The following is a 617-nucleotide window of genomic DNA, read 5'->3' as shown; positions in this document are numbered from 1 at the left end:
ATGCCGGATCCCGGCTTCGGTGCCAATCCGGGCGCGAAATGGGCGGCTCCGTTTACGCCGCCGCCGATGGACACGCTTCCGCAGACGCTGCCGCCTGGTGCGAGCCTGCCCGATTTGCCCGCCGCCACTCTGGTGAAGCCTAATGCACTGCTGCCTGCCGGTCGGTCGGCAGCGGAGTATGCCGATGCGTTCCTCTCGGAGTTCGGTGCGTCCGAGGCGAATCCTGTCGTCTATCCCGATGTGACGGGCGAATCGCTCACGATCAACGACGGGTTATTCAAGGATGGCGCTGGCCACTGGAAGGCCGACAAATTCGACCGTGGCCCGTACATGCGCCTGCTGGCTGACGCGCTGAAAGATCCGGACGAGATCTGGCTGGCATGGACGCAGGTCGAGGGCGAGTGGTCGCTGCGCCGTAGATATATCCGGGCGCTGGAGACGGCGGCCGGTGATTGGGGGCTGTCGGTTTTCGAGCAGGGCAGCGCCGGGTGGACTGGCGTAACTACCTTTCCGGCGAAGGTGGGGAAATCGGCGGATGCCAGGCGCGCCTATATAGATAAGCAGCGTGGCACGTTCCTGCGCTATCGCAGGCCGCAGAAATGAGAATGGCCGCGCTC

At 64.5% G+C, this 617-nt stretch carries 1 protein-coding gene; it reads left to right on the top strand.

Translation table 11 applies throughout. From position 1 onward, the window contains the following. The coding region (locus PAN31117_RS27325; RefSeq protein ID WP_281349263.1) for a PBECR2 nuclease fold domain-containing protein at positions 1-603 on the top strand (603 nt) is incomplete at its 5' end. Positions 604-617: the final 14 nt, after the last annotated feature.

This window comes from Pandoraea anapnoica (assembly GCF_902459765.1).
Lineage (GTDB): Bacteria > Pseudomonadota > Gammaproteobacteria > Burkholderiales > Burkholderiaceae > Pandoraea > Pandoraea anapnoica.
Note: the sequence above shows the minus strand (reverse complement) of the source record. Positions and strands in the feature narration are given on the sequence as shown.